The 24,496-nt window shown below is 62.8% G+C and carries 19 protein-coding genes; 9 read left to right on the top strand and 10 right to left on the bottom strand.

Features of this window, described 5'->3' with window-relative positions; translation table 11 throughout:
* A partial coding sequence (locus DWV00_RS00005) for an FAD-binding protein (protein ID WP_115532173.1) occupies nucleotides 1–123 on the bottom strand: 123 nt, incomplete at its 3' end.
* Between the two features lie 303 nt (nucleotides 124–426).
* On the opposite strand from DWV00_RS00005, the gene DWV00_RS00010 reads away from it, so the two are divergent.
* From DWV00_RS00010 to DWV00_RS33850, 6 genes are all read left to right on the top strand, one after another.
* Nucleotides 427–1,728 (top strand): DUF3422 family protein, encoded by a 1,302-nt coding sequence (locus DWV00_RS00010; RefSeq protein WP_115531506.1) that lies wholly within the window; start codon nucleotides 427–429, stop codon nucleotides 1,726–1,728.
* A 168-nt stretch (nucleotides 1,729–1,896) separates the two neighbouring features.
* Complete coding sequence (locus DWV00_RS00015; protein ID WP_115531507.1) at nucleotides 1,897–3,084, top strand: NAD(P)/FAD-dependent oxidoreductase; 1,188 nt, start codon at nucleotides 1,897–1,899, stop codon at nucleotides 3,082–3,084.
* 10 nt (nucleotides 3,085–3,094) lie between these two features.
* The gene (locus tag DWV00_RS00020) at nucleotides 3,095–3,700 is read left to right on the top strand and encodes a HutD/Ves family protein (RefSeq protein WP_115531508.1); all 606 of its coding nucleotides are present in this window, start codon (nucleotides 3,095–3,097) and stop codon (nucleotides 3,698–3,700) included.
* Between the two features lie 18 nt (nucleotides 3,701–3,718).
* Entirely contained in the window at nucleotides 3,719–4,468 is a 750-nt protein-coding gene (locus DWV00_RS00025; protein ID WP_115531509.1) for an electron transfer flavoprotein subunit beta/FixA family protein, read from the top strand.
* The gene (locus DWV00_RS00030; RefSeq protein WP_115531510.1) at nucleotides 4,469–5,395 is read left to right on the top strand and encodes an electron transfer flavoprotein subunit alpha/FixB family protein; all 927 of its coding nucleotides are present in this window, start codon (nucleotides 4,469–4,471) and stop codon (nucleotides 5,393–5,395) included.
* A 139-nt stretch (nucleotides 5,396–5,534) separates the two neighbouring features.
* The gene (locus tag DWV00_RS33850; RefSeq protein ID WP_181885295.1) at nucleotides 5,535–6,287 is read left to right on the top strand and encodes a Fic family protein; all 753 of its coding nucleotides are present in this window, start codon (nucleotides 5,535–5,537) and stop codon (nucleotides 6,285–6,287) included.
* Nucleotides 6,288–6,407: 120 nt separating this feature from the next.
* Here DWV00_RS33850 and hutG read toward each other — a convergent pair whose 3' ends face one another.
* Nucleotides 6,408–7,208, bottom strand: coding sequence for an N-formylglutamate deformylase (gene hutG / locus DWV00_RS00045; protein ID WP_115531511.1), 801 nt, complete (start codon nucleotides 7,206–7,208; stop codon nucleotides 6,408–6,410).
* Between the two features lie 304 nt (nucleotides 7,209–7,512).
* Here hutG and DWV00_RS00050 point away from each other — a divergent pair, with 304 nt between their 5' ends.
* Together DWV00_RS00050 and DWV00_RS00055 are read left to right on the top strand one after the other, a co-directional pair.
* On the top strand, nucleotides 7,513–8,835 hold the full coding sequence (locus tag DWV00_RS00050; RefSeq protein WP_115531512.1) for an MFS transporter: 1,323 nt from the start codon (nucleotides 7,513–7,515) through the stop codon (nucleotides 8,833–8,835).
* A 352-nt stretch (nucleotides 8,836–9,187) separates the two neighbouring features.
* Nucleotides 9,188–10,252, top strand: coding sequence for an ABC transporter substrate-binding protein (locus DWV00_RS00055; protein WP_115531513.1), 1,065 nt, complete (start codon nucleotides 9,188–9,190; stop codon nucleotides 10,250–10,252).
* 223 nt (nucleotides 10,253–10,475) lie between these two features.
* On the opposite strand, the gene DWV00_RS00060 is transcribed toward DWV00_RS00055, so the two are convergent.
* The 6 genes from DWV00_RS00060 to pruA form a co-directional block, all read right to left on the bottom strand.
* Entirely contained in the window at nucleotides 10,476–12,272 is a 1,797-nt protein-coding gene (locus tag DWV00_RS00060) for a methyl-accepting chemotaxis protein (protein ID WP_115531514.1), read from the bottom strand.
* 111 nt (nucleotides 12,273–12,383) lie between these two features.
* Complete coding sequence (putA, locus tag DWV00_RS00065) at nucleotides 12,384–16,151, bottom strand: bifunctional proline dehydrogenase/L-glutamate gamma-semialdehyde dehydrogenase PutA (RefSeq protein ID WP_115531515.1); 3,768 nt, start codon at nucleotides 16,149–16,151, stop codon at nucleotides 12,384–12,386.
* A gap of 85 nt (nucleotides 16,152–16,236) precedes the next feature.
* Nucleotides 16,237–17,073: an ABC transporter permease gene (locus DWV00_RS00070; RefSeq protein WP_115531516.1), complete on the bottom strand. Its 837-nt coding sequence runs from the start codon at nucleotides 17,071–17,073 to the stop codon at nucleotides 16,237–16,239.
* 4 nt (nucleotides 17,074–17,077) lie between these two features.
* On the bottom strand, nucleotides 17,078–18,361 hold the full coding sequence (locus tag DWV00_RS00075) for an ABC transporter permease (protein ID WP_245964655.1): 1,284 nt from the start codon (nucleotides 18,359–18,361) through the stop codon (nucleotides 17,078–17,080).
* A 17-nt stretch (nucleotides 18,362–18,378) separates the two neighbouring features.
* The gene (locus DWV00_RS00080; protein WP_115531517.1) at nucleotides 18,379–19,458 is read right to left on the bottom strand and encodes an ABC transporter ATP-binding protein; all 1,080 of its coding nucleotides are present in this window, start codon (nucleotides 19,456–19,458) and stop codon (nucleotides 18,379–18,381) included.
* Between the two features lie 82 nt (nucleotides 19,459–19,540).
* The gene (pruA, locus tag DWV00_RS00085; RefSeq protein ID WP_425452688.1) at nucleotides 19,541–21,148 is read right to left on the bottom strand and encodes an L-glutamate gamma-semialdehyde dehydrogenase; all 1,608 of its coding nucleotides are present in this window, start codon (nucleotides 21,146–21,148) and stop codon (nucleotides 19,541–19,543) included.
* 542 nt (nucleotides 21,149–21,690) lie between these two features.
* On the opposite strand from pruA, the gene betI reads away from it, so the two are divergent.
* Nucleotides 21,691–22,419, top strand: a complete 729-nt coding sequence (betI, locus tag DWV00_RS00090; protein ID WP_245964656.1) for a transcriptional regulator BetI — start codon at nucleotides 21,691–21,693, stop codon at nucleotides 22,417–22,419.
* A gap of 94 nt (nucleotides 22,420–22,513) precedes the next feature.
* On the opposite strand, the gene DWV00_RS00095 is transcribed toward betI, so the two are convergent.
* Both DWV00_RS00095 and DWV00_RS00100 read right to left on the bottom strand, forming a co-directional pair.
* Nucleotides 22,514–23,515: a LysR family transcriptional regulator gene (locus DWV00_RS00095; RefSeq protein WP_115531519.1), complete on the bottom strand. Its 1,002-nt coding sequence runs from the start codon at nucleotides 23,513–23,515 to the stop codon at nucleotides 22,514–22,516.
* 72 nt (nucleotides 23,516–23,587) lie between these two features.
* Nucleotides 23,588–24,442 (bottom strand): N-formylglutamate amidohydrolase, encoded by an 855-nt coding sequence (locus DWV00_RS00100; protein WP_115531520.1) that lies wholly within the window; start codon nucleotides 24,440–24,442, stop codon nucleotides 23,588–23,590.
* Nucleotides 24,443–24,496 lie beyond the last annotated feature (54 nt).

The raw sequence follows: 24,496 nt of genomic DNA on the forward strand, positions 1-24,496 counted from the left end.
CTGCGCGAGCTGCTTGAGCCTAATGGCCGCGGACAAACCGGCGGGACCGCCGCCGACGATCACGACGTCGTATTCCATCGATTCTCGAGGACCGTATTGCTCGATGAGGCTCTGCATGTTCATGGCGGTAAGGCGTCCTGGCTGGGTAAGCCGATTTCGTCGGCTCGTCGTTCGAATGATCCGGCGGTGCGACACAGTACGCTACCGGTACCGCCATCGTAGGGCAGCGGCACCATGATACCGTCCGACATAAACGGGCCTTATGCTGCACACAACGACGAGTTGGCTTTTTTCGGCACAACCTTGAATCCCGGATTCAATTTCCCGGGATTCAAAAGCGAGCGTCGAAAGCCGGCGCCCGACTCGCAGCCCCAATTGCCATATTGCCGCGCTACACTGGCGCGCCCTGCTTCCAATATCTTCTCCATGTTTTCGTCGCTGAATCATCCGCTCAGAGAACCGCTCTCGAAAGAACTGCACGCTCGCCCCTTTCTTCGGATCGACGGCCCCGCGACCCTGAGCCATCTCGCCATCTACTCCGAGCGCGACGAAGAGATTCACGCCCGCCTGCTGGCGACATTGACCGCGGCCATGGGGCTGCCGGCGCCGGCGCCGCAGCACAATCACTACACGGCGCAGAAGGGCGACTGGCAAATCAAGTGGGAAAAGCACACGGAATTCTCGACGTTCACGTTCGTCGATACCGGCGCTGCGGGCCCTCAGGAGGAGCTGTTCCGCGGTGCGGCCATGAGGGATCTGCCCGATTCCTGGCTCGCGCAACTCAAGGAAAGCGTTCTCGTCGCCGTTCACGCCGAACTGCGCTGCGGCGGGGACGCCGAGCAAACCCGCAAGCAGGTTCAAGCGCTATTGCCCGGGCCGGTGCTGGTTGGCACCAAGGTGCTCGCGGGCGGGGAAGTCTACTGTGACTGGCTCGTGCACGAAGACCACTTCTCGCGCTTCCTCGTGCTCGATCTGGGATTCCGGGAAGCACAGGCGGGCCGTCTCATCCAGCGCCTGTTCGAGATCGAGACCTACCGCATGATGGCCCTGCTCGCCCTGCCCGATGCACGCCGTCATAGCGGGTTTCTCGGCAAGCTCGATGCGTCGCTCTCCGTGTTCATGCGGCGCATGGAGCAGCCGGGAGAAGATCACGACGACGCCTATCTGCTGCGCGAACTCACGCGGCTCGCCGGACAAATCGAAGCGAGCGCCGGGCTGGAAACACGCTTCAGCGCATCCGCCGCGTACGAGAAGCTCGTCCTCGCCCGCATTGCCGAGCTGCGGGAGGAGCGCATCGAGGGCTTTCCCACGATCGCGGAATTCATGCAGCGCCGGCTTTTGCCCGCCATGCAAACTTGCGGCTCGGTCTGGACTCGCCATCAACAATCGGCGACGCGCGTTGCACGGGCGGTCGATCTATTGCGGACTCGGGTCAACCTGGCACAGGAAGAACATACGACCGCCCTGCTTGAAGGCATGAACCGCACCGCGCGGACGCAGCTTCGAATGCAGCATGCGGTTGAAGGCCTTTCGGTAGCCGCCATCTCCTACTACGTCCTGAACCTGTCCGGCGCGGCGCTGCGCGCGCTCCACGCCGCCCATCTATCGCTGGATCCGGACATTTTCGAAGGCTTCCTGATCATCCCGGTGGTCGCCGCCGTCGTGCTGTTCACCGGGCGAATCCGCCGGCTCGGCCACGACGAACCGCAGCGGGCGGAACACAAATAAGGCCGCCGAGCGCATCGCCGGCCCGCTTCCGGCTCCCGCCGGACGGGAATCGGAGACGGGTACGTCGATCGCGCTTTTGCTAATAATCGTCTCCTCTTATATTTTCGCGTCCCGGATTTTCCCGCCCCACACTGCGCCCATACCTTGCTGAGAAAAGGGAATGGAACTGTGAATACTTATGACGTTGTAGTGATCGGCGCGGGTGTCATCGGCAGCTCGGTGGCTTTCCAGCTGTCCAAACTGGGCGCGAAGAACGTGCTCGTCCTCGACCGCGGAACGATCGGGGCCGGAACGACCTCGCAGTCGTCGGGCATCTTGCGGACGCATTACTCCGTCAAGGAGAACGTCGAGCTCGCCCGCAAATCGTGGGAGGTGTTCAACGACTTCGCAGCCTATCTCGGCGACGAAGAAGCCTCCTGCGGCCTCGTGAAATGCGGCTATATGATCGTCTCTGGCGAGGGCGACAAGCTCGAGCCGTTGCGATCGGCGCTCGCGCAACAGAAAGAGCAAGGCATTCCCCTCGAACTGCTCGACCGGAAGCAAGCCAAGGAATTGCTGCCGATCGCGCAATTCGACGACGCGGCCCTCATCGGCTACGAGCCCGAAGCCGGCTTCGCCGATGCTTACTTGGTGGCGACGAGCTTCGCGCGAGCCGCTCGCCGCGGCGGCGTGACGATTCGCGAAAACGCCACCGTCAACAAGATTCTGTTCGAGAACAACAAGGTCGTGGGCGTATCGACGAGCATCGGCGATTTCGCCACGTCGATGGTCATCAGCACGCAGAACATCTGGACGCCTGAGCTGGCAGGCTGGACCGGCCACACTCTGCCGATCATGCCCGAGCGCCACGCGGTCCTCGCGCTCGAATGCGAAGCGGCGAAGTACACGTACTCGATGCCTGTCTTCAAGGATCTGGCTTCGCCCGGCATGCTCTATTACCGCAGCTACGGCGGCAATCAGATGCTCGTCAGCGAAGGCGTGGTCGGCGAAAAGCTCAACGCGGCCGACACCGAGCAAGGCGACATTCCGATGGATTACGTGGTCGAAGTCGGCGCTCAGGTGGCCGAACGCTTCACGGCCTATGAAACGGCTGGGATCGCATCGTCGTGGACCGGCGTCTACGACGTGACGCCCGACTGGAACCCGGTACTGGGCAAGCTGCCCGGCATCGAAGGCCTGGTTGTGGGCTACGGCTTCTCCGGCCACGGCTTCAAGCTCTCGCCGACGGTCGGCCGCGTGCTCGCTCAAGAAGCACTCGGTTTGCCGACCGACGTGTCGCTCAAGCCGTACTCGATCGAACGCTTCTCGACGGGCGAATTGTTGACGGGCAAATACGGCCTGGGCGCGGTGTCCTGAGGAGCCGACGATGTCCGCCATCGATATCCGCCCCCTCTCGTCGGTGCCCGCCGAGCCGTGGCGAAACGGCGGCGGCATCACGAGAACCTTGGCGACGAACGGAAAGGCGTGGCGAGTCAGCGTTGCTCAGGTAGAGCGTGATGGCCCCTACTCCCGCTTCGAAGGCATCACGCGCGTTTCTTTCGTTCTGCGCGGCCGTGGCGTGACGCTGCGCGCCGCGGAGCCGAGGTCCAGCGCCGTCGTCGCGCTCGAACCCTTCGAAGCCGTCGAATATGACGGCGGCATCGAATGGGACGCGAGCCTCGTCGATGGCCCCGTGACCGCGCTGAACGTCATGAGCGCGGCGGGCCGTTATCGGGTGACAGTGGATGCGATCGTCGTCGCGACGATCGTCCCGCCGGGATGCGCGGCCATCGTAGTCGCCCTCGATAGCGAGCTCCGCTACAGCTACGGCGAACCGGGCGCATCCGGTGCCGGTGCAGGCACCGTCGAGGCGGGACAGTTCATGGTCGTGCACAGCGTCGACCGGCCGCTTCGCCTGGAGCCGAACAGCCGCGGAGCCAAGCCTCCGATCATCGTCACCATCCAGTCCGCCGCGGCCGGCACAACCGATTGAAACACTGAGGAGCAAGCAATGAAGGTGCTTACGGCAGTCAAGCGCGTTGTCGATTACAACGTGAAAGTCCGCGTCAAATCCGATCACAGCGGCGTCGACATCGGCAACGTCAAGATGTCGATGAACCCGTTCGACGAAATCGCGACGGAAGCGGCCACGCGTCTGAAGGAAGCCGGCGTGGCCACGGAAGTCGTGGCCGTCTCCTGCGGCGTAGCGCAAAGCCAGGAAACGCTGCGCACGGCGCTTGCGATCGGCGCCGATCGCGGCGTGCTTGTCGAAACCGACGTCGAATTGCAATCGCTTGCCGTGGCGAAACTGCTCAAGGCGGTCGTCGAGCGCGAGCAGCCGCAGCTCGTCATCCTCGGCAAGCAGGCGATCGACGACGACGCGGGGCAAACCGGTCAACTTCTGGCTGCCCTGCTCGACTGGCCGCAAGCCACGTTCGCCAGCCACATCGACATCGCCGACGGCCGCGCAACGATCACGCGCGAAGTGGACGGCGGCATGGAAGTCGTTTCCCTACGCTTGCCCGCGATCGTCACGACCGATCTTCGCTTGAACGAGCCGCGCTACGTCACGCTGCCGAACATCATGAAAGCGAAGAAGAAGCCGATCGACATCGTCAAACCCGCGGACCTCGGTGTCGATCCCACTCCGCGCCTGAAGACGCTCAAGGTCGCCGAACCGCCGGCTCGCAAAGCGGGCGTCATGGTTCCGGATGTCGCCGCGCTCGTCGAGAAACTGAAAACTGAAGCCAAGGTGATCTGAATGCCTACCCTCGTAATCGCGGAATACGATGCTCAACTGAAGAGCTCGACGCTCAATACCGTTTCTGCCGCACGAAAGGTGGGTAACGGCGTGCACGTGCTCGTCGCCGGCAGCGGGGCCCGAGCCATCGCCGATGCGGCGAAAACCATTGAAGGCGTGGACAAAGTGATTCTCGTCGACGCGCCGCACCTTGCGCATGGGCTCGCCGAGAATCTCGCCGCGCAGGTGCTCGCCCTTGCCAAGGACTACTCGCATATCTTCTTCCCCGCGACGGCTGCGGGCAAAAACACGGCGCCGCGTGTTGCGGCCAAGCTCGATGCGTCGCAGATCTCCGACGTCATTGCGATCGATTCGGCCGATACATTCCAGCGTCCGATCTACGCGGGCAACGCCATCGCCACCGTGCAATCGCCCGATCCCGTGAAGGTCGCTACGATCCGGACTACCGCGTTCGAAGCCGCGCGTGCCGAAGGCGGCAATGCCGAAATCGTCGACGTGCCGGCCGTCGCGGACACGGGTCTCTCGACCTTCGTGCGCCGCGAAATCGCTGCGAACGATCGCCCCGATCTGACGGGTGCACGCGTCGTCGTTTCGGGCGGCCGCGGCCTCGGCAGCGCCGAAAACTTCGCGCTGCTCGATCCGCTCGCCGAAAAGCTCGGCGCGGCCATCGGCGCATCGCGCGCGGCAGTGGATTCGGGCTATGCGCCCAACGATTTGCAGGTCGGCCAAACCGGGAAGATCGTCGCACCCGAACTCTATGTCGCAGTGGGTATCTCGGGGGCCATTCAGCATCTGGCCGGCATGAAGGATTCGAAAATCATCGTCGCGATCAACAAGGATGCGGAAGCGCCGATCTTCGGCGTCGCCGATTACGGACTCGTCGCGGATTTGTTCGAAGCCGTACCGGAATTCGCGAAATCGATTTGAAGTCGTCGTGATGTCGTTTTGAATCGGTTTGATTCGTACGCGGGCGCAACGCCCGCTTTTTTTTGATTAGATTCGCTGGATCTCAATTCCCGCCACGACTTGCCGACAACCGATGTAGTACCTTCTCCTGCAGTCTGGCGTGCCCCTGCTCATCAGCTTGCGATTTTTCTGCAACGCGAATCTCAAGCAAATGAAGCTTCCTTCTTCGATCGCATTCAAGATCAGTGCGGTATCGAGCGCTGCTCTGGCTATCACCGTTGTCCGGCACTTAGCCCAAGCCGGACAGTTCGAGGTGACTTCCACCGACATCGTCCACGCGACTCAAAGCAGCCCAGCCACTGTCCGGCGCTATCTGGAGTTGCTGTGCGCCAGCGGCCAACTCGCGCGTAGCGGTCAAGCGCGAGCAACCCGCTATCGGCTGGTTGCAAAGACTACCTCCATTGGATCCACCGAGCCTTCCGCCGGCCTGTCTCCAGCGTGGTCATCCGCCGCCATGGAACTCGGCCGCAAACTCGACATGCCCCTGGCTGCGCGCGATCCGGTGACCTACCGGCGCGAATTCCTGGACGTATCGCGCGCGGTGGACCTGTTCGCATGGACCTATCGGCGCTCGATCAAGAAGTACGTCGTCGTGATGGAATCGATGGGTGCCCCGAATCCGCTGAGACTGAGATACCGGGAGCATTTGACCGAGGCCATTGGCCTGGTTGTTCGTGACGGAAAATCCGCGCAGGCCGCTGTGGCGGAATTGGGGCTGTCCGAGGGCCGCGCCCCGGGCTTCGAAGCGATACTGCTCGACGAGTTGAAGAAGCTAGAGGTATTCAACTGCGCACGGTACCGGTTGACGATGAACGCCACGCAAGCCTGGATTGACGCCAACCGGCCGTGTTGAATGCAGCTTGCTGAAGAAAAGCAATCGAAGAAGTCACAACATGGAAAACAAGCACATCGGAGGTCCGCTTCGACAACTTCCTCACCGAAGAAGGCCGGCTTGAAGAAGCCACCGCAACCGCTATGAAGCGAATCGTAGCGTCCGCAGCGCCGCCGACACCATGCCCTCGACCACCGGTTCGACTTTCTCCGCAAGATCCGGCCGGTACTCGAACGGTGCCGTCTCGTTCATGTAGGTCGACTGGCACATCTCGAGTTGAACCGCATGCACGCCTTGCTCAGGCTGACCATAGGCTCGTGTAATGTGGCCGCCCTTGAATCGTCCGTTCGCCACCCAAGTGAACGGCTGATCGCTCAACGACGCAGTGATCGCGTCGAGCACACGTGGATCGCAGCTTGAACCCGAGTTCGTGCCTATGTTCAGATCGGGCAACTTGCCTTCGAACAGCCGAGGCAAAACACTGGCGATCGAATGTGCTTCCCAGAGCAGCACGTTGCCGAACTCCGCTTTCAAGCGATCCAACTCCTGCCGAAGCTTCGCGTGGTACGGATGCCAATACGCGTTCAAGCGACGTTCCACTTCGCTCGAATCGGGCGCGCCGCCGTCCGGATACAGCGGCTCGCCGCGGAACGTCTCCGTGGGACACAACCCCGTCGTCGTCTGGCCCGGATAGAGGCTCTCGCCGCTCGACGGGCGATTGAGATCGATCACGTAGCGCGAGAAGCGCGCCCCCAGCACGGATGCGCCCATCGCAGCGGCAAACCCGTACAGGCGATCGAGATGCCAATCGGTGTCGGCAACCACACCGGCGATATCGGTCAGCTGCGTGCGAACGTCCGAAGGAATTTCCGTACCGAGGTGAGGAATCGAGATGAGAAGCGGGATGTTGCCCCGCTGAAAATGAAAACCGGTATCGCTCAAGATGCGTTCCTCAGTACTCGTCCTAGCGACTGCCGCGCCACAGGCTTCATAGGGTGAATTCGGCTGCTTGGGTTCTTGAACATCCATTACATCCAATGCGCGAGCGCCCGACAGCGAATCTCACGCCGGCGACAACCATATCGACCGCCCACGAGAACCAACCACACCATCACGGCCGCTTACGATCTTTATAAGCAAACGTTATCCAACACCTGCCCGCGCGTTTCCGGGAGGAATCTGCTGACGATCGAACATTCCGAGAAACGAACCGCATCGCAGCGATGCGTGTGCTCAATAAAGCGGCATGTCAGAGTTTCGAGAGAAAACCGTTTCGTCGCCCGATGTAGGCGAACATAAAACGGCACGTGCCGACCCGGTGCGCACCGGTCCGCTGTCCGAAGCGAAGCTCCTCGGCCGGCGAACGCCCCCTGTCGCCGCAGTTCCAGCGCCCGCACCCGCGGCTCAACCGTTCGGCGGCTATCAATCCCTCGCCGGCCTGCTGTTCAGCTATGCGCTGCTCATCGCGGGCAACGGGTTGTTCCAAACGTTGATCCCCTTGAGGATGCTGCACACCGGCGCGCCGACCGTCGTCGTGGGGCTCGTGCAGTCCTGCTATTACGGCGGCTACCTGGCCGGTGCCGTATTCAACCGCCGCCTCATCGACCGAATCGGCCAGCACCGGACCTTCGTCGCCTTCGCCGCCGCCGCCGCGATTCTGGCCTCTGCCTTCAACGTCTTCGCATCGCCTCCTGCGTGGGCCGCGATCCGGTTCTTGACGGGCTTCGCCTTCGTCGGCTTGTACACGTCGATCGAAAGCTGGCTCAACGGTACCTCGCGCAATGAAAACCGCGGCCAGGTGTTCGGGCTGTACGCCGCGATCAACTATCTCGCGGTCGGCTCCGGACAATTTTTGCTTCGGCTCGGCGATACCGCGGATGGCCGCTTGTTCTCGCTCGTCGCCGCGCTATTCGCCGCCGCCGTCATGCCGGTGTCGCTCTTCGAAGGATGGCCGGTGCGGGTGAAGGACGAGAGCCTCGACCGCCTGCCCGCCCATAGCTGGCGAGACTCCCTGCGTTCGATGGCGCACGCGTCGCCGCTCGCGATCCCCGGCTGCATCCTGGCCGGGTTTCTCTACAGCACGTTCTACTCGATGACACCGGTGTTCCTCTCGCGCACGGGGTTCTCGACGTCTGATCTTTCGACGTTCATGGGTGTGGCGCTGATCGGTGCCCTCATCCCGCAGTGGCCGATGGGCCGGCTGTCCGACCGCATCGATCGGCGCAAGCTCGTTCGTGCGACCGCGTCTATCTCCATGAGCATCAGCCTCACGTTGGCTGTGTTTCATGTGTCGGCCATCGTCTGGGTCGGTATGCTCGCGTATGTGGCAGTCACTTTCACGCAATACAGCCTGATCGTCTCGCACGTCAACGACCGCACCGAACCGCATCTGCGCGTGGCCGTTTCCGCCACCCTGCTTCTGCTGTTCTCGATCGGCGGCCTCACCGGCCCCGCCATCGCATCGCTGCTGATGACCGTCATCGGGCCGAGCGGATTGTTCGTGTTCAACGCTGGCTCGGCCTTGTTGATGGCTTTGAGCGCCAATCGGGCGCTGCGCGGGAAGCGATGAGCGCCGGGCGAAGGCCCCAGGTTCGGCATGTGATCGGAAGAGGCTGAGACGCCTATGGCATCGCTTCGATCCGGCGCGGTCCGAGCCTCGTTCGAAGGCAGGCCACATCGCTAATGCATTGCATCACCAATCGCAATATATCCACCCAATGAAATTGGCGTGCCGACACTTACATTAGCCGTGTGGCAATTCAGGTGGGGCACGGCGAAGCGCGGAAATCGCTTTTCGATGAGTTGGACACGGAATGATCGGACGCAATCGATCTCGATCGCCGTCCCCGGGTCTCGCTCGAAAGCGCTTTACCGCTCGTCATAAGCGTGGAGACATTTACGCATTTCTTGGTGAGGTTTAAATGAGTAGCTCTTTGAAGGCGATAGCGCTGGTCGCCATGGGGATGGTAGCCGTCCCCGCCATGGCAACCGATCTGGTTTTTGCATCTTGGGGCGGCTCGTACCAAGACGCCCAGGACACGACGGCCGTGCGTCCGTTCAGCGCGAAGTCCGGCGATCAGATCAAGATCGACACGTACAACGGCGGCATTGCTCAGATTCGCAGCCAGGTCGAGACGCACAACGTCACATGGGACGTGGTCGACATGCAGCTCGCCGATGCGACGCGCGCATGCGACGAGGGGCTGCTCGAGCCGATCAACGCCGCCTCCCTGCCCGCATCCTCGAAGGGCGCGGCAGCCAAGTCCGACTTCTTGCCGGGCGGGCTCTCCGATTGCATGGTCGGCAACGTCTCCTGGTCGACGATGATCACCTACAACAAGAGCGCGTTCAAAGGCAAAGAGCCGACCAAGATCGGCGATTTCTTCGACCTCAAAAAATTCCCTGGGAAACGTGGCCTTCGCAAGTCGCCCGAGGGCGCGCTCGAGTGGGCGCTGCTTGCCGACGGCGTCCCGGCTGGCGATGTCTACAAGGTGCTCTCCACGCCGGCCGGCGTAGATCGTGCGTTCAAGAAGCTCGACACGATCAAGTCGTCGATCGTCTGGTGGGAGGCCGGCGCCCAGCCGCCACAACTGCTCGCCGACGGCGAAGTGACGATGACGAGCGCCTATCCCAACCGCATTTATACCGCGGTGATGCAGGATAAGAAGCCGTTCGGCTTCCTGTGGGATGGCGAAGTGAAGAACATCGAAGGTTATGCCATCGTCAAGGGCACGAAGAACCTGAAGGCCGCGCAGGATTTCGTCAACTTCGCGACTTCGACCGATGCGCTCGCGAAGCTCTCGTCCGCCACGGCACTGGGCCCGATGCGCCAGTCGTCGATTCCGGAAGTCGATCCGAAGGTCGGTCCTTACCTTCCGACCGCACCGCAAAATCAGAAGGACGCCGTCGACGTCAACGTCGCCTTCTGGGCCGACCATTCCGACGATCTGAATCAGAAGTTCGCGGTTTGGCTCGGACAGAAGTAAGCAACCGTACCGACTAGCAGCCTGAAGGACGGATCGAAGCCGGGAGTCGCAAGACTACCCGGCTTTTTCATGACGTTGCGAAGCTGGGCATGCTGGTTAAAGCTAAGGGACGCCCATAAAAAAACCCTTGCCGAAGCGGTTAAGCTCCCGCAAGGGGGAATGAAGCGGGGAAAAGAAGCGCTCTAACGTTCGACCCGCAAGGCTTGTTAAAGCGCCATCGACTTCAGAGGATGAATGCGGACAGCTCCCTCGACAGCGTCGCCGCCTGCTCCCGCAGCGCCATCGAAGCGGCGGCGGCCTCCTCCACGAGTGAAGCGTTTCGCTGCGTCATTTCATCGAGTTGCCCTACCGAGCGGGAGACTTCGTCGATACCGCGGGATTGCTCGGTCGTCGCGCGGGCGACGTCTTCCATGAGTGTCGCCACGCCGCCGATGGCTTGAACCGTCGTATGCATCGACTCCCCGGATTCTCTGACGAGCTGGCTGCCCTGCTGCACTCGGCCCACGGTGGATTCGACGAGCGTCTTGATCTCCTTCGCGGCGTTCGCGCTGCGCTGGGCGAGCGTTCTCACCTCCGCCGCCACAACCGCGAAACCTCGGCCCTGCTCGCCGGCCCGTGCTGCTTCGACGGCCGCGTTCAAGGCAAGGATGTTGGTTTGAAAGGCGATGCCTTCGATCATCGACGTAATGCTGCCGACCTGGGTCGACGCCTCTTCCACACGCGCCATGGTTTCCGTGGCCGCGCTGGCCTTGTCATGGCCCTGCGCCGCTGCTTGCGCTACGTCGCGGGCCTGTGCAGTGGCATTGCCGACCGACCCCGCCGCGTTCTTCCCGGTTACGTCGATCTCTTCCATCGCCGCGGCCGCCTGCTGAAGATTCGCGGCTGTCTGTTCGGTGCGTGCCGACAGTTCGGCGTTGCCCGCCGCGATCTCGGCAGCGGCAGCATCGACTTTGTCGCTGACGTCGCGCACCTTGAGCAGCACGGTGTGGATCTTGTTCACGAACACGTTGAACGATGCGGAAATGGCCGTCACTTCGTCCGCGCCGCCTTCGTCGAGCCGGCGCGTCAAGTCGCCGCTGCCCGAGGCGATGGCCTGCATCGCACGCTGCACGCGCGATAGCCGGGTCAGCGCACGACCGACGACGGCACCGACGAGAATGAGCGCGAGGACGGCAACGACAGCCGCCGTACCGAGGGACCACACCACGAGCGCCTTGAGTCCCGCATTGGCTTCGCCCTTGTCGAGCGCAATGACGAGCACCCAGTCTGTGCCGGGTACTTTCGCTTCACGCAGCAGGAAATGGCGGCCGCCGATATCGACGTCATTGAGTTCTTCCGTCGCCGCGAATGCCCGCAAATTGTCGGCGGTCAACCGCTCCGAAAGCTGGGCCGCGGGCTTCAGCATCCACGCGGCATCGGGATGCGCGACGATCGTGCCGTTCCCGTCGACGAGAAAGGCGAAGCTCGAAGGCGTCGGTTTGATCGTGCGTACCGTTTCGACGATCGCCTTCATCGGCACGTTGCCCGAGACGACGCCGGCCAATTCGCCGAAATGAGAGATCGGCACCGGGAACGACACGACGACCTGCTTCGTCTGCGGATCCAAGTACGGCGCCGTCACGGTCGGCTTGCCCTTCGCCTTGGCGGCCTTGTACCAAGGGCTATTCGTCGGATCGTAGCCGGTCGGGAAGCCGGTGCTGTCCAACTGCTGCATCGACTTGTCCGCGTAGCCGGCATACACGTTCGAGAAATCGCCGGCTCGGGCGATTTGCCGGAACTCGGCGAGCGGCGACGGTTCGAGCGCCGCGGTCTTGAGCGAGGCGATCATCCGTTGGCGGCTCGCGACCCACTCGCCGATACTGGCGACGTGCCCTGCTTCGAGCGTGGCAAGGTTCTGCTGCATCGCTCGAGCGTTGTATGCCTTGGTCAGCACATAGGACAACAACGTCGTTGCAACGAGCGAGGCGAGCACGACGCCTACCGTCACCCCCAGGATCTTGATCTTGATGGTTCGAAACATTGTGTCCCCGTCCCGCGCATTGCGTCTTGTTTTTGACCGCCGCCCGTTGCATCGCGCACGGCACGGCGGCGGCGCTGCGCTCTATCCGGCGCTCGCCATGTTGTGCGTGAATTAGAGCGCGTCCTCGCTCAGCACCATCAACTGCGTGTTGCCGCCCGCCGCGCTCGCGTTCACCGTCGTGATGCGCTCCCGCACCAGTTGCGGCCAGTCATAGCCGCCGTTCACGGTTTCCTCGATACAGCAGAGCTTGGACTGCATCGCGGTCGCGCGCAGATTCGACGTGCCGTTTTGCTTTCGCGTGACCATCACCGCATCGGGACGGGCTTGGACATCCTCGCCGCGAATGATGTCCGCCGCATCGGCAGAGCGTGCGATGCGGCATGACTTTCCAAGCTTGCCGGCAATGTCCTTGGCGAACTGCGTCTCGACCAAGATCACCTCGTTGCCGAACGCGCAAGCAGCCATCGCTTGGACAACGACATCGACCGCGCTTTCTCCCGCGCACAACACGCGCCCGCGCGGCAGCAGCTCCACCGTGTTTTCCTCGCCCGTCAGCGCGGGCAAGCTGATCGGATCGAGACGCTCGATCAGCGTCGTTAGGCGTTGCCGGTGGTTCGCGATTTCGACCTTGAATGAATGGTCGGCATGGAGAGTCATCGCCAGGTCGTACAGCGCATCGATGTTGCGGCGCGCCGCCTCGCGCGCGCGAGTCATGGCGTCGCGGCGGCTGAACGATTTACCGTCCGCCGATTCGACGGGAAATTCGTAGAACTTCTCGCTCACGACACCCGGAGTCGAAGCAAACGGACCATTCGACGCATTGAACGACGGCGCGATGGTGCGCGTCAGCGCGAACAGCGTGAGCGGACCGCCCGACATCGGCACGGCACCGCAAAGCCCGATGCCGCCGAAAGGCTGCATGCCAGGGAAAGGACTGTGCATCGCGCGGTTGACGCACACCGCGTTCGCCGTCGAGCGCGACAGCAGTTTGCCGGCCGCCTCGTTGATGCGCGTATGCAACCCCAGGACCGCGCAGCCGAGATCGTTGAGGCGGGCCAGCAGCGAGTCCATGTCGCCCGTCTTGAACCGCACGACATGCAGCACCGGCCCGACGACGGTGCCGTCGAACGCCGCGAGCGAGTCCAGAGCCCCAAGGTCCACGATCGTTGGCGCCACGAAATGGCCCTTCGCGCAGTGCGCCGGCAACGTCCCGCGCGTGACCTCGAACCCTTTGCGCTGCAGTTGCCCGATATACGCCTCGACGCGATCGCGGACACTTCGCGTCGCGACCGGCCCGATGTCCGAAGCGACGCTCAAAGGGCTGCCCGTCACGCGTTCGCTGAGCATGCCCTTGAGCATGCGAAGTACCTTGTCGGCGGTCGAATCCTGCAGGCATAGCAAGCGCAACGAAGCTGCGCCTTGGCCCGCGCGCTTGAAAGCCGAGGTGATCGCATCGGAAATGACCTGCTCGGGCAACGCGGAGCTATCGACGACCATGGCATTCACGCCGCCCACCGCACCTAGCAAGCGCGGCGGCCGTGCCAACGCCGCAAGCTCCGTCGAGACGGCTTGCGCGCTTTCGACCGAACCGGCGAACAGCACCGCCGCGACTCGCTCATCCGATACGAGCGTGCGCCCCACGGTCTCGCCGGCACCGAGCACGAGTTGCAGCGCGCCAATCGGTACGCCGCTGCGATGGAACGCGCCGACGACCTCGCCGGCCACCAGCGACGCGCCGGTCGACGGCTTCGCGATCACCGCATTGCCTGCCGCGAGCGAAGACGAAATCTGTTCGACGAGCGCGAACATCGGCGAAGACACCGGCGAGAGTCCCACCACCACGCCGAGCGGTTCCGTCGTGTCGAGCCGGGTGTCGGTCTTGATCTGATAAGCGTACAGCCGGCATACGTTGATCGCGCTACGCACCTCTTCGGCCGCTTCGGCAAGCGTCATGCCGTTTTCCAGCACCAACAGCGCCCCGATTCGCGCGCTTGCACTCTGGATTGCATCGGTTGCGCGTTCGAGCGTCGCTGCGCGCTCGAGAGCCGGCGTGCGCGACCAGGCGCTTGCAGCGAACGAAGCCGCGGCCAGCACCTCGGGCACCGCACTCGGCTCGCTATCCGAGACGCTGCCGATGACATCGGTCGTATCGCCCGCGCCGTACACAAGCCGGGTCGCATCCGCGGCGCGCGGGTTTCCGCTCGCAACGATCGATTGCGCGGCCGGCCGCGTCGCGCGCAAGCTCGCAACCGCGTCCTGGAATTCGCGCGCGTTGCCATAGCTGAGGGCCTTTGCATTGACGCGCCCGGGAAGCACCGCACCCGGTGTAACGATGCCGCCATGCGGCTTGCCGCCCGTGCGAGCCGCCCGGGCCACCGGATCTTCGACAATGTCGGCGATGCTGACGGCCGGATCGACGATTTGATTCACGAAAGAGGAATTCGCGCCGTTTTCGAGCAGACGCCGCACGAGGTAGGCGAGCAGCGTCGCGTGCGGGCCGACAGGCGCATAGATCCGGCAGGCGCGTTTAAGCTTCGACGGTCCGACGACTTGGTCGTAAACCGTTTCCCCCATGCCATGCAGGCATTGAAACTCGTATTCCTGGCCGCCCGCCAACGTATGAACCGCCGCAATCGAAAAAGCATTGTGCGTCGCAAACTGCGGAAAGATCGCATCCGGCGCGGCGAGCAATACCTTCGCACAGGCGATATAGCTGACGTCCGAATGGACCTTGCGCGTGAACACCGGATAGCCGGCGGCACCCGCATCCTGCGCCAGCTTGATTTCCGTATCCCAGTACGCGCCCTTCACGAGGCGGATATTGAAGCGCCGCCCTGTCGCACGAGCGAGCGCGATGATCCAGTCGGCCACCGCACGGCCGCGCTTCTGATACGACTGCAGCGAAATGCCGATCCCATTCCAGCCCGCAAGGCTCGGCTCGCGGCTGAGCCGTTCAAGCATTTCGAGCGTGAGGTCGAACCGAGCCGACTCTTCCTGATCGAGGTGGAACCCGATGCCATAGTGCTTCGCCAACCGCGCGAGCTCGAGCAGCCGCGGGTAGAGTTCGACGAGCACCCGGTCGCGCTGCATCAGTTCATAGCGCGGATGCAGGCCGGATATCTTGACGGATACGCCCGGGCCGTCGATCGGGCCACGCGCCTGGGCATCCTTGCCGATCGCCTCGATGGCGTGCCGATACGATTCGAAATACGCTTGCGCGTCCTCGTCCGTCAGCGCGGCTTCGCCGAGCATGTCGTACGAGTAGCGGTAGCCCGTCGCTTCGCGGCCCTTTGCAACCCCGATCGCCTCCTCGATCGTCTGCCCCGTGACGAACTGCTTGCCGAGCATCCGCATCGCGTAGGCGACACCGGCGCGCACGACGGCTTCCCCGCCTTTCCTGACGACACGCGAGAGCGCCTCGGCCAGCGCGTTCTCGTCGGGCTGCTTGAGCAGCTTACCGGTGACGAGTAGCCCCCAAGCCGTCGCGTTGACGAACAACGAAGGCGATTTGCCGAGGTGGGCACGCCAATCGGCGTCGACGATCTTGTCGCGAATGAGCTGATTGCGCGTTTCGGTGTCGGGGATGCGCAGCATCGCTTCAGCAAGGCACATCAAGGCGATCCCTTCACGGCTGTCGAGCGAGAACTCCTGCGTGAGCAGATCGACGCCGCCGGCATCGATGCGCGCGTCGCGCACGCCCTGCGCGAGCTGCGCGGCCAGCGCCTGGGCTTTCGCGAGCGTCGGCGGATCCATCCGCGCTTGTTCCATCAACTCCAGGATGACCTCCTGCTCGGGCCGGGCCGTGGCATCGTGGATGCGTTGGCGCAATGCGGCAAGGTCTGGCGAAGCGGTCTGCGTGGCTTGGATTTCCGACAACATGATGAGGTGACCCAGTGTAAGGACGTAAGGACCTAAAGACTCTAGACGGAGAAAAATTCGATTGAGTTCGATGAGCTCGGAAGGCTCAGAACGCCTCGACGGCGCCCCGCAGCCGTTCGGTTCGGCGGCGCAGAAGTTCGAGCGTGACGAGCAGCAGCGTCGAGATGACGACGAGCAACGAGGCGACGGCCAGAATCGTCGGGCTCAGCTGTTCGCGAATACCGGCCCACATCTGGCGCGGAATCGTCATCTGATCGGGTCCCGTCAAGAACAGCGCGACGACGATTTCGTCGAAGGACGTGGCAAATGCGAACAACGCGCCCGAAATGACGCCCGGCGCGATGATCGGCAGCTTGACCTGCAGAAACACGCGCAACGGCGACGCGCCAAGGCTGCGGCCGGCGCGCGAAAGGTTCTCGTTGAAGCCGGCCAGCGTGGCGGTGACCGTGACGACGACGAACGGCACGCCCAGTGCCGCATGGGCGAGGATCAGGCCGAACAAATTGTTCACGAGCCCCAGCGGGCTGAACGCGAAATACACCCCCACCGCGGTGATGATGACCGGCACGATCATCGGCGAGACGAGCACCCCCGTGATCAGCGCCTTGCCCTTCATGCGCGGGCTCGTCAGGCCCAGCGACGCCATGATGCCCAGCACTGACGCGATGAAGGTTGCGGACACGCCGGTAATCATCGTGTTCTTCAACGCCAGCATCCACTCCGGACTGTTCAGGAACCGCTCGTACCAGCGCAGGCTGAAGCCCGCCAGCGGGTACGTAAAATAGGGCTGCGAGTTGAACGACAGCGGCATCACCACCAAGACCGGTGACACCAAAAACAGCAGAACCAGAAGCGAAATCGCCAAATGAGAGAGCCTGCCAACACGGCCCCACACCGTCACATACGCCGGAAAGTTGAACATTGCCTTACCCCAGTTTCACGCCGGCGCCACCGGTCAGTTTCACGAACAGCCCATAGACGATCAGCACGCCGGCGAGAAGGATCGAGGCGAGCGCGCTGGCCAAGCCCCAATTGAGCGTCGTATTGACGTGGTAGGCGATGTAGTAGCTCGCCAATTGATCATCCGGACCGCCCACGATGGCCGGCGTGATGTAGTACCCCACCGCCAGAATGAAGGTCAGCATGCCCGCGGCACCGACGCCGGGAAGCGTCTGCGGGAAATAGGCTTCGAAGAAGGAGCGCACAGGTCCCGCCCCTAGCGAGCGCGCCGCTTTGACGTACAGATTCGGCACGCCCTTCATCACGCTGTAGAGCGACAAGATCGCGTACGGCAGCAGAATGTGCGTCATCGCCACGAGCACGCCGAACCGGTTATAGATCAGCGACAAAGCATGATTCGTCAATCCGAGCCTGATCAGCATGTCGTTCAGGACGCCATGGGTTTGAAGCACGACCACCCATGCCGTCGTGCGCACGAGAATCGAAGTCCAGAACGGCAGCAGCACGAGAATCATGAACAGGTTGCTGTAGCGCGCCGGAATGTTGGCGAGAAAGTACGCCACGGGATAGCCGAACAGCAGGCACAACGCGCTGACCGCGATGCTGACCCATGCGGTCCGCAAGAAGACGCCGACATAAAGGCGCTGATCTTCCGGCTGCCTCACGATCTGCCCATGATCGTTGCGCGCGAAGTCGAACGCCTTGAGGTAATAGCCGAGCGTCCAGGGCGAAGACGCGTACTTCAGCGTCGACCACGGCTGGAGTTCATCCCATCGCGGGTCGACTGCGGAGAAGCGCTGGTGCCACGTTCCGTCACCGCCTTCTCCGAGCCGGCGCGCCGTCTTCATCAGCAAGCTGCGCATGCCCACGTCGTCGTAGTTCAAGCGCGAGGCCACCTCGCTAATCCCGTTGGTCCCTTTGATCGCAAGCAGGTCCCGGCCCAGCGCCTCGTAGACTTGATCGCCCGGCACCTTGCCGGCCGCGGGGTTCCACTCGCGCAACAGTGCAGCCGCATGCGGCACGCGCTCCGACAGCGTCGGATCGCGGAAGCTCTTCATCAGCAGGCTGCCGATCGGAACCAAGAAAACGACGAGCAGGAAAGCGAACAGCGGAAACACCAGCAGCATCGCCTTGAAGCGCTCGGCGCGCTCCGCGCCGCGCAGTCTCGCCTTGAGACTCTTCGAATCCACCACGGCAGCCTGGTCGGCATCGCCCTGCGGTACCGCAACATCGGTTGGCAAAATCATCATGACGTCCTCGTGTGCGGCTATTGCAAGGCTCGGCACGCATCGGCCATCCAGCCGACGTTCACCGAATCGCCGATACGCAATTGGCGCGCTGCGCCGTCGTTCGGCAGCTTCACGATGAAATCGTTACGCCCGCAAACCTGCATGACGACGCGCAGGTGATCGCCGTAATAGATCAGGTCCTTCACACCGCCGTTGAATACGTTGTCGCATGCGCGCGCTGCCTCACCCACGACGATGCGCTCGGGCCGCAGCGATACGCTGGCAAGCCCCATCTCGCGAATCGAGGGGCCCGCGCTCGCGCTGATGTCATGCCCGCCGTCGAGCTTAACCTTGCAGCGCGCAGCGCCATCGATAGACGAAATCGTGCCCTTCAATTCGTTGCTCTCGCCGATGAAGCGCGCGACGAACGCGTTCTCGGGTTTCTCGTAGAGTTCGGAGGGAGAAGCGAGCTGCTGGATCACGCCGTTGTTGAACACGGCGATCCGATCCGACATCGTCATCGCCTCGCTCTGATCGTGCGTGACATACACGACGGTCAGCCCGCTCTGTTCGTGAATCTGCTTGATTTCGTACTGCATCTGCTCGCGCAGTTGTTTGTCGAGCGCGCCGAGCGGTTCGTCCATCAGCACCAGCGCCGGCTCGAACACGAGTGCACGCGCCACCGCGACGCGCTGCTGCTGGCCGCCGGAAAGCTGGCCCGGCATCCGATTGGCGAACTTGTCCATGTTCACCATGCTCAGCGCACGCTTCACCTTTCGAGCGATCTCGTCCTTCGCCATCTTGCGCACGCGCAGCGGAAACGCCAGGTTTTCGGCCACCGACTTATGCGGGAACAACGCGTAGTTCTGGAACACCATGCCGATGTTGCGGCGCTCCGGCGGAATGCGATTGATCGGCTTGCTCTGCAGAAGGATTTCGCCGTGCGTGGCCGTCTCGAACCCCGCCAGCATCATCAGGCATGTCGTCTTGCCCGACCCCGACGGCCCGAGCATCGTCAAAAACTCTCCCTCGCGAATCTCGAGGTTCAAGTTCTTGACCACGAGGTTTTCGCCGTCGTAGGTTTTCTGTACGTTTTTGAAAGAAACAATGGTCGACATCGCAATTCCCCAGGAGAAGCCAATCCCGCAGTTCCGTCAGCAGGGCCCGTGCACCTGCGCAGCGGGCCCGTGATTCCACTCTTTAAGCGCCGAAGCGCCATTCGCGCGTGGGCAGATACGTTTCCTTCACCACGCGCGGCGAAGCCCAGCGCAGCAGGTTCAGGTACGAACCGGCCTTGTCGTTGGTGCCGCTCGCGCGGCCGCCGCCGAACGGCTGCTGGCCGATCATCGCGCCCGTCGGCTTGTCGTTCAGGTAGAGGTTGCCCGCCGCGTTGATGAGCACGCTTTCGGCTCGGTGCAGCGCGAAGCGGTCCGTGCAGAAGATCGAGCCCGTGAGCGCGTAGGGGCTCGTCGCATCGATCAGCGTGAGCGTCTCGTCCCAGGCGTTGTCGTCGTAGACGAACACCGACAGAACCGGGCCGAACAGCTCTTCCGTCATGAGCGCATGTTTCGGATCGCTCACTTGCAGGACCGTCGGCTCGACGAACCAGCCCGGCTCCGACCAGGTCCGGCCGCCCGAGATCACCGTGACGCCCGCATCGTCCTTCGCGGCCTCGATCGCGCGCGACAGCTTCTGATGCGAAGCCTGCGAGATGACCGCACCCATGAACGTATCGGGATCGGCCACGTCGCCCACCTTCAGCACGGCCAGCCGATCGCGCAGTTGCGTGCTCACCTCGCCCCACAGGCTGTTAGGAATGTAAGCGCGCGATGCCGCGCTGCACTTTTGCCCCTGGTAGCCGAACGCGCCGCGGATCAGCGCGATGGCCACTTCCGACGCGTTGGCCGACGGATGCGCGAGGACGAAGTCCTTGCCGCCCGTCTCGCCGACCAGGCGCGGAATCGTCCGGAAGCTTTCGACCTTGGAGGCCACCTCTTTCCAAAGCGATTGGAAGACGGCCGACGAACCCGTGAAATGGATGCCCGCGAGGTCGCGCGACGACATCACCGCGCGCGTCGTCATCTCGGCCTCGCCGGGCACGAAGTTGATGACGCCGGGCGGCAAGCCTGCCTCTTCAAGCGCTTCGAAGAAGATGTAGTTGGCGAGCGCCGATTTTTCCGACGGCTTCCAAAGCACCGTGTTGCCCATGATCGCGGGCGCCGTCGTCAAGTTCGTGCCGATCGCCGTGAAATTGAATGGCGACACTGCATAGACGAAGCCTTCGAGCGGACGCCAATCGGCACGGTTGACGGCCGTCGGCACGGACATCGGCTGCTCGGCGTACACACGCTGCGCGTTGTAGGCGTTGAAGCGCAGGAAGTCCATCAGTTCGCAGGCGCTGTCGGGCTCGGCTTCCTCGATCGTCTTGCTCTGGCCCAGCATCGTGGCCGCGTTGATCTTCATGCGCAAACGCGTGCCCACGATATCGGCGGCGCGATGCAGAATCGTCGCGCGGCTCGCGTGCGTCAGGCTGGCCCAATCGCGTGCGACGGCCTTGGAACTCGCGATCGCTTCATCGACTTGCGCTTGCGTGGGACGGTGGATCCGAGCGAGCAGGCGTTGCGTGTCGTGCGGCGCGCGCACCTCGACCACGTCGTTCGAAAAATATCGCTTCCCGCCAATGACCGTCGGAATCTCGACCACCTCGCGGGCCGCGAGCGCTTGGCTCAACTCGGCCGCCGCTGCCGTTCCCTTGCCGAAATGGACTTCCGGCTCGTTGGCCGGCAACGGAAATTGTGGACCTGACATCACGCTAACTCCTTTAGGAAGAACTTTCGGACGACATCCCGAACAGGCCGGGCCTCAGAGATCGGGTTTTCCCTTATCAGATAAGGCTCCGCGCCCGATGGACCCGATGTAAAAGCTGCGTTTGCAGGTTAGTGGCTGCAATAAGAAGGGCTGCTTGCTTAAACCCGACTTATGCTGAGGATCGGCTGCTGTTATGAACTGATCGGATGTTCAGTCAAAACTCCTAAAACCCGGCGCTCCGTACCAAGTTCGTCGTCGCATTCAGACTTTTTGGCTATATTTCTTACGCATCAACTGAACAATCGTTCAGCACAATCGCGCCTCCGACGAACTATATCGCCAAACTCGGCAGGGCGAAGCAGGAAAGATCCCCCGTATTTTCCCGAATCCAACGCATTTTTTAGAAAAAATGCGGGTAAACCCGCAATCAACGTCGCTCAGGTGAAATTAAACATCCGTTCAATATGAGGTCGATCATCCTCGGCCACCAGGCGATATCGATCACTGAACAATCGATCAGTCATCTTCCATTCCGATGTACCATGCTTGCCATCCTCGTGCCGCGCGCCCAGCAGCGTTCGCGCCGGCGCGGCCTACACGACGAAGGAACGCACATGCAGCAAGCGAGCGCGGCGGCGCCAACCGCGACCGACGCAAGAAAAGACGACACGGGCCACTACGAAGGCATGCGCCTTCGGCTCATCGATTCGACGCTCGCGGTGGTGGGTCAGGTCGGGCTCGAGAACCTCACGATCCGCAAGGTCAGCGAGCATGCGGGCGTATCGGTCGGGCTCGTTCACCATCACTTCGAGAACAAGAGCAACCTCGTCTACAAGACGTTCGTCTATTTGATTCGGCGAGTCCGCGATCAATTGACGGCAGGCCGGCGCGGCATCGCCGATCCGGTCGAGCGCATGAAGTTCACGGCGGACATGTGCTTCAGCGATGAAGTCATGAGCCCGGGCGCGGCCAATGTCTGGCCGCACATGTGGAGTTCGTCGGCCCACGACGAAGAAGTGCAGCGCCTATGCGCGGCGTTTTCCCGCCGCCTGCGCTCGAACTTCATCTATGACTTGCGTCAAGCCGGCTGCGACCGGACGATGGCGACCATCCACGCCATTCAAGCGATGGCGCTGGTTCATGGTCTATGGATAGAGCATCGCGTCGCCGCGACGATTTCGATCGACGAAGTGCTCGGCGTCTTTCACGGCGTCATCGATAACGCGACGGGACGCGTATGGCGCATGAACGTGAATCGGCCGCGTCATTAGACGCCTTGAGCCGGCCCGCGAAAGGCCACCGGCCGAAACGCTCGTGGAGTCGTGTCGAGTCGGCGGCCGAAAGCCGGCCCAGCCCTACGCCTGCCTACTCTTCATCAGGCAGGCTGATCTCTTCCTGCTTCAACGAAAGCGCCTTCGCGATATCGCGCGAGACCTGGCGCTCGAACGACTGCCGCAGCATCTCGTACATATCGGCAGGCAGGTGGCCCAACTCGTTTTCGCGGAAGGCCAAATAGAACGAACGGCTGAGCCGTTGATAAGGGCGCCCGTGCCGGGAAAACGACGACAGCGGAACGACGCGAACATCGGGCACGTAATGCCTCGATTGCCATAGGCATAGCGGCGTCGTCACCGCGAAGCCGAGGCCCGCGGCAACGAGGCTGAGCATCGGGTCGGTCGCATCGAACTCGCAGGTGCGCTCGATGTTTTCCGAATTCGAGGCAAGATAGGCATCGACGTGCTGCCCGATCACCGACCGCGCACTGTAGCGGATGAACTGCAAATTTCGGCTCAGATCGGCCAGCGTCGAAAATCGGTCCACCTCGAAGCCCGCCGGCAGCACGACGAAGTACTGCTCAGAAAACAGCTTCTGCCGGCGGATGCCGGGGACTTGAGAAAAGCCGTTGGTCGTCACCGCCATATCGAGCTGGCGTGCCTCGAGCTGGGCGTCGAGCGTAGGCGTGATGCCCGACCACAAGCGAATCTGATGGGACGTGCCGGACAGCGCCTTGATGATGATCGGGCCGATCGTCGCCGCGAACGAATCGACGCATCCGAGCCGCACTACCACGCGCTTCGCCCGCGTGACGTTGCGCACGCTCTCGACCATTTCGTCGGCGCCCGTGAGCAGCACCGTTGCATGCTCGAACAAACGTTGACCCGCCGCCGTGGGCCGAGCCGGGCGCGTTGTTCGATCGAGCAAGGTCGTATCCAGCAGCGTCTCGAGCGCCTTGATGCGCTGAGAGACTCCGGCCTGCGATATCGCAAGCCGATCGGCCGCGTCGGAGATCGAGCCGGCCTCGACGACGGCCACCCAGCTCGCCAACAGGCTCCAGTCGGGATACTGCTCAGGAACGCTCTCTTTCATGGTTCGGGGCGCGGTGCCATCGGAGGGTGACGTGAACGTCGTCGCGAGCCGACGAGGCCGGCTCGTGCTCCGCTAGTCTGCACTGCCATGGGCCCTTGTCGCAAGGCCGGCGTCTGCCGCCGTGGGCGGCAGGTCGCGCAGCGCCGCTTCGAGCGCGCCGAACAAGGCCGCCGCCGAAGCATCGAGTCCCATTCCCGCGTCCCCCTGCAGCCGCCGCCGCTCGAGTTCGGCCCGCCAGCGCCCGGCAACTTCGACCTCCATGGCATGTATACCCCGCTCGGGCCTGCCATAGTGCTCGGCGGCAAACACATCGGCAATCCTGCCGTTGACGACCCACGAACGCTCTTCGGCCTTGAACTGCTCGGTCAGACATGACACGAGCCGCCGATCGCAGGATTTGCCGCGCGCGGTACCGACGTTGCAATCGGACGCGTCGAATCGATCGCGATAGGGAGACAACCAGAAACTCGCATGGAAAACGAGCAGCAGCACATTGTCGTGAAGCTTTCGCAGGCGCGAAAGCTCCATCGAGACCGCCTCGTGAAAGGGGCGCCAGTACGTTTGGACGCGCGCTTCGACCTCGGCATCGTCGGGTTCGCAACCGGGGTCGTACAGCGGATGGCCGGCAGCCGTGTGAGTCCGGCACAAACCGTTGCGATTCAAGCGGCGCGACAACGGCCGATCGGACGTCGGCACGTTGAAGTCGATCGTGCAAGGGTGAAAGTGCGCGGACACGCAGGACACACCGCAGTTCGGCGCGGCCGTTTGCAGCGCGAGCCCTGCCGGGTCGGCCACGCGTCCTTGGACGTCTCGCCAGGCCTCGAACCGGAGCAGATCGTCGGGGATGGCGGCGCCCGCATGCGGGGTGACGACGAGGATCGGCGAGTCGGCGCTGAATATCTGTCCGTAAGCCGTGGTCTGGATCATGGGGCCCTCAGGTTCGCATCGCGATTCCCCGTTACCCACGCAGGCAACGGGCCG

The sequence above is a fragment of the Trinickia dinghuensis genome, from assembly GCF_003367175.1.
Classification (GTDB): domain Bacteria; phylum Pseudomonadota; class Gammaproteobacteria; order Burkholderiales; family Burkholderiaceae; genus Trinickia; species Trinickia dinghuensis.

Excerpts from the sequence above, each read along its gene's own strand:
- DWV00_RS00010 (WP_115531506.1), top strand. The coding sequence starts at position 427 with ATGTTTTCGTCGCTGAATCATCCGCTCAGAGAACCGCTCTCGAAAGAA.
- DWV00_RS00020 (WP_115531508.1), top strand. The coding sequence starts at position 3,095 with ATGTCCGCCATCGATATCCGCCCCCTCTCGTCGGTGCCCGCCGAGCCG.
- DWV00_RS00025 (WP_115531509.1), top strand. The coding sequence starts at position 3,719 with ATGAAGGTGCTTACGGCAGTCAAGCGCGTTGTCGATTACAACGTGAAA.
- DWV00_RS00030 (WP_115531510.1), top strand. The coding sequence starts at position 4,469 with ATGCCTACCCTCGTAATCGCGGAATACGATGCTCAACTGAAGAGCTCG.
- DWV00_RS00050 (WP_115531512.1), top strand. The coding sequence starts at position 7,513 with ATGTCAGAGTTTCGAGAGAAAACCGTTTCGTCGCCCGATGTAGGCGAA.
- DWV00_RS00055 (WP_115531513.1), top strand. The coding sequence starts at position 9,188 with ATGAGTAGCTCTTTGAAGGCGATAGCGCTGGTCGCCATGGGGATGGTA.
- DWV00_RS00060 (WP_115531514.1), bottom strand. The coding sequence starts at position 12,272 with ATGTTTCGAACCATCAAGATCAAGATCCTGGGGGTGACGGTAGGCGTC.
- putA (WP_115531515.1), bottom strand. The coding sequence starts at position 16,151 with ATGTTGTCGGAAATCCAAGCCACGCAGACCGCTTCGCCAGACCTTGCC.
- DWV00_RS00070 (WP_115531516.1), bottom strand. The coding sequence starts at position 17,073 with ATGTTCAACTTTCCGGCGTATGTGACGGTGTGGGGCCGTGTTGGCAGG.
- DWV00_RS00075 (WP_245964655.1), bottom strand. The coding sequence starts at position 18,361 with ATGATGATTTTGCCAACCGATGTTGCGGTACCGCAGGGCGATGCCGAC.
- DWV00_RS00080 (WP_115531517.1), bottom strand. The coding sequence starts at position 19,458 with ATGTCGACCATTGTTTCTTTCAAAAACGTACAGAAAACCTACGACGGC.
- pruA (WP_425452688.1), bottom strand. The coding sequence starts at position 21,148 with ATGTCAGGTCCACAATTTCCGTTGCCGGCCAACGAGCCGGAAGTCCAT.
- betI (WP_245964656.1), top strand. The coding sequence starts at position 21,691 with ATGCTTGCCATCCTCGTGCCGCGCGCCCAGCAGCGTTCGCGCCGGCGC.
- DWV00_RS00095 (WP_115531519.1), bottom strand. The coding sequence starts at position 23,515 with ATGAAAGAGAGCGTTCCTGAGCAGTATCCCGACTGGAGCCTGTTGGCG.
- DWV00_RS00100 (WP_115531520.1), bottom strand. The coding sequence starts at position 24,442 with ATGATCCAGACCACGGCTTACGGACAGATATTCAGCGCCGACTCGCCG.